This window comes from Martelella sp. UBA3392 (assembly GCF_002358775.1).
In the GTDB taxonomy this organism is placed as follows: Bacteria; Pseudomonadota; Alphaproteobacteria; order Rhizobiales; family Rhizobiaceae; genus Martelella; species Martelella mediterranea.
On the sequence record NZ_DEPM01000209.1, the window covers coordinates 1 to 4,244 of the forward strand.

At 60.3% G+C, this 4,244-nt stretch carries 5 protein-coding genes; all 5 read left to right on the forward strand.

Features of this window, described 5'->3' with window-relative positions; translation table 11 throughout:
* A partial coding sequence (locus tag B4E36_RS16325; protein ID WP_345900577.1) for an ATP-binding protein occupies window positions 1-1,287 on the forward strand: 1,287 nt, incomplete at its 5' end.
* A complete protein-coding gene (locus B4E36_RS16330; protein WP_292057109.1) occupies window positions 1,284-1,748 on the forward strand; it encodes a response regulator transcription factor in 465 nt (154 codons plus the stop codon). The genes B4E36_RS16325 and B4E36_RS16330, both read left to right, overlap by 4 nt.
* Entirely contained in the window at window positions 1,735-1,935 is a 201-nt protein-coding gene (locus B4E36_RS16335) for a response regulator transcription factor (RefSeq protein ID WP_292057107.1), read from the forward strand. Before B4E36_RS16330 ends, B4E36_RS16335 begins: the two co-directional genes overlap by 14 nt.
* A 330-nt stretch (window positions 1,936-2,265) precedes the next feature.
* Window positions 2,266-3,279 carry a substrate-binding domain-containing protein gene (locus tag B4E36_RS16340; RefSeq protein WP_292057106.1) on the forward strand — a complete coding sequence of 338 codons (1,014 nt, stop codon included), beginning with the start codon at window positions 2,266-2,268 and terminating at the stop codon, window positions 3,277-3,279.
* A 79-nt stretch (window positions 3,280-3,358) separates the two neighbouring features.
* Window positions 3,359-4,244: sugar ABC transporter ATP-binding protein (locus B4E36_RS16345; protein WP_345900578.1), on the forward strand; the 886-nt coding region annotated here is incomplete at its 3' end.

The following is a 4,244-nucleotide window of genomic DNA, read 5'->3' on the forward strand; positions in this document are numbered from 1 at the left end:
CCCCGCCGCGCGCGCGCCGCGATCCGCTGGTTTGCCCTGTCTGTGGTGCTTTGCGCCGGCACGTTCGTTTCGGTCATTATCCTGCCAAATCTGTTCGGCGCGCGTCCCTCCATCTCGCAGGGTTATGCCTTTGTGCTTTTCGGCCTTCTGTTCGTCGGCGTCGCCGTTGGTGTGGCGCGCCATCGGCTGTTCGAGCTGGAAGGCTGGGCCTTTTCGATCCTTTCCTATTTCGGCGCGTTTGTTTTGCTGCTGCTGCTTGACGCCGCTCTGATCGTGTTCATGGCGATGGACCGGCCCGGCGCGTTTGCCGTGTCGCTGCTGGTGGTGGCGTTGGTCTATCTGCCGTTTCGCAACTGGATGGCGAGGCGGCTGATGCCGCGCGGCGAGCTTGATCGCGAAACGCTTTTCGGCCGCATCGTCGAAGTGGCCCTGGCAAAGGATACGGTGCAGGAAGAGCGCTGGCGACAGATCCTGAGTGAAGCGTTCCAGCCGCTGCATCTGTCGGATGGCATTGCGGGGGGCGCCAATGAACCAGCTATTGAAGAGGATGGCCTGGCGCTTGCCATTCCCCGCATTGCCGGTCTCGCGCCGGTCAGACTGTCCTATGCCTATCGCGGGCGGCGTTTGTTCAGCCCGCGCGACCGGCGCTTTGCCGCCGATATCTGCGCCATGCTCGCGCATGCGATCGCCAGCCGTGATGCCCGTGAGAAGGGCGCCACGGATGAGCGCATGCGGATTGCCCGGGACATGCATGACAATATGGGCGCGCAGCTTCTGTCGGCGCTTCGCAGCGAGACCAGTGAGCGCAAGAATACGCTGATCCGCGAAACGATCTCGGACCTGCGTGACATCGTCAACAATGCCGCGCGCGGCGGCAAGACGCTGGAAGAGGTTCTGGCCGATCTCCGGATCGAGGCGCTGGAGCGGCTGGCGGCGGCCGATATCGCGCTCGACTGGCGCGACAGCAACAAGGACGGCGACACGATGCTGGCGCCGAACATCGCCTATGCGCTGCGTTCCATTCTTCGCGATATCGTCAGCAACGCCATCCGCCATTCCGGGGCAAGCCGCATAAGGCTCCGGTTTTCGACCGAGAACGGCATCGCCCTGCTCGACGTGAGTGACAATGGCAATGGTCTTGCTCCGGGCTACGAGACCAATGGCAACGGTCTTGCCAATCTCGAGGCGCGTGTCACCGCCCTCAATGGCACGCTGGTCATCGGCGACGCCAAACCCGGCCTGATCGTGCGCGCCCGTTTTCCCCTCTCTGAATGCAAGACGACATGACCCGGATACTGATTGTCGAGGATCTGGCCGAGGCCAGGACATGGCTCAGCGGCATTGCGAAAGCGGCCTTTGCGGCGCCGCATGAGATCGAAGCGGTGGCGACCATGAAGGCGGGCCTGACCGCTGCGGCGGCGAATGATTATGACGTGGCGCTGATCGATCTCAGCCTGCCGGACGGCACGGGCATCGAGGTGTTGCGTGCCCTGCGCGCCCGAAGCGCCGATACGCTCTGCGTCATCACCACCGCCATGGGGGATGACGCCCACATCGTGGCCGCGCTTTCAGCCGGGGCCAATGGCTATCTCCTGAAGGAACAGCCATCGGAACTGATCATACGGCAGTTGGGCCAACTCGCCGAGGGGATTCCGGCTCTGTCGCCGGCGATCGCGCGGCGCATCATGGATGCATTTCCAGTTGACCGGGCCTGCAGGCGCGCCGGAGGGCAGCTTGACCGAGCGTGAACGGGAAGTCCTCGCGCTTATCAGCCGCGGCCTGCGCAATGTCGATGTTTCCGAACAGCTCGGCCTCTCCGGCAATACCGTGGCGACCCATATCAAGTCGATCTATCGCAAGCTCGGCATTTCCTCGCGCGCCGAGGCTTCCTGGTATGCTGCCATGTTGGGCCTGTCGCCGGGCAAGGCGGAATAGGCGCCTCTGTTGCAAAAATCGCTTCTGACTGACGATGCCCCGGGTAGCTGCTGCCCGGCTTTACGCCGCGTTGATACAAGCAGACGTGCAGGTCGTTGGCTCTTTCGCAGGCGTTTTATATGGCCCAATGCACGCTTCGACACCTAAAGATCAGTGCGGCTTTGCAATATATTTCACTCTATAATAAAAATATCAAAGTTTGTTGACAGCATTCCCGTCGACCGCCTAACGTCCCCATGCGCAATAAATTGCGTTATGTGAGATTAATTTCGTGCGGTACCTTTTGCGTACCGATGATTTTGGATCATGGTCTTCTGGGAGGAGGAAATGATGAAACTTACTTTGGGCGGCGCGGTGACATCTCTGGCGCTTGCAGCATTCGTCTCCGGCACGGCGCCGGCTCTAGCCGATACAATCAAATGCGAGCCGGGTGAAACCTATGTCATGAATGTCATGGTTTCGGCGCACCCTTACTGGGTGCCGGTCTATGAGGGCTTCAAGCAGGCGGCCGACGCATTCGGCTGTGAAACCGTCTTCTCCGGAACGCCGGATTACGACATCACCAAGCAGATCGCCTCGTTCGAGCAGGACCTGGTCAAGCAGCCGGCAGGTGTTCTGCTGCATCCGATGCAGGCCGATCCCTTTATCGGGCCGATCAACCAGGCCGTCGACAGCGGGATTGCGGTGGTGACATTTGCCGCCGACTCGCCGAACTCCAAGCGAACGTCCTACATCACCTCCGACAATCTGGCCGAAGCCAAGTTCGCGGCGGAGGAAATCGTCAGCCAGATCGGCGAAAGCGGCGAATATGCGGTTCTGGAAAATCCGGGTCAATCCAACCACGATCTTCGCGTCACTGCGCTGATCTCCTACATGGAAGACCACTATCCGGATATGAAGCTGGTCGGCCGGCAGACCACCAATCAGGACAGCAATGCCGCCTACCGGGCAACGGCGTCCATTCTCCAGGCCAACCCCAATCTCGGCGCGATGTGGATTCCCGAAGCGGGATCGGCCGAAGGTGCGGTCGCAGCGGTTAGCGAAGCCGGCGCCGACGTGCTGATCATGCATGCCGATATCACGCCGGCGACGCTCGAGCAGATCAAGGCCGGCAATATTCACATGGCGCTCAGCCCGAACCAGGGCATGCAGGGCTTTCTCGGCTTCCTGGCGACATTCTTCGCCGTGCACAGTGACGTGTTCGATCCGTTCAACGACTACAAGGTCTCGGGCTACAACCCGTTCCAGATTCCCTTTGCCGACAACGGCTTTGCCGTCATCACCAAGGAGAACGCCGACAGCTTCGACCTCAACGCATATATGGAAGGTCGCGACACGAACTGAGCCCTTTCGCAAAGGCTTCTTGTGGGCGGTGGCCGCCACCGCCCACAGCAATTTCAATCCGAGATGAAGGGCGCTCGCCATGACCGACGACGTGATCCTGAAAATTGCCAATGTGAGCAAATCCTTCGGCGCGATCCGGGCATTGAAGGGCGTGGATTTCGAATTGCGCAAGGGCGAAATCCATGCGCTTGCCGGCGAGAATGGCGCGGGCAAGTCGACCCTGATGAACGTGATCGACGGCATCCTGCAGCCGGACAGCGGCGAGATCATCCTCGGCGGCGAGGCGGTTCGGATAACGTCTCCCGCAGTTGCCCAGAAGCTCGGCATCGGCCTGGTGCATCAGGAAATCGCATTATGCCCGGACGTCTCGGTCGCGGAAAACATTTTCATGGCCGCCACCAACGCGAGCCGGTCATTTCTGATGGATTATGATGGCCTGAGGAAAAAGGCGAAGATTGTTCTTGAGGAACTGGCCGACATCGATCCCGCCACCCTGGTGCGCGATCTGTCGATCTCCAGCCAGCAACTGGTGGAAATCGCCAAGGCCCTGACGCTGGATTGCCGGGTGCTGATCCTGGACGAGCCGACCGCGGCGCTGACGGAAACCGAGGCGCAGGTATTGTTTGCGATCATGCGGCGTCTCGCCGATCGCGGGATATCGATCATCTATATCTCGCACCGCATGGCTGAAATCTTCGACAATTGTGATCGTGTTTCCGTGTTTCGCGACGGCCAGTATATCGTCACCTACAAACTCGCCGATATCGAGCCGGGCGATGTGGTCAACGCCATGGTCGGACGGGTGATCGACAAGCTCTATCCGGAAAAACAGACTGCGGCGGAGCGATCCGAGGAGATTATCCTCAAGGTCGACGGGCTGAACGAGGCCCGGCGCTTCCACGATATATCCTTCGAGCTGAAGAAAGGTGAAATCCTCGGTTTCGCCGGGCTGATCGGCTCCGGGC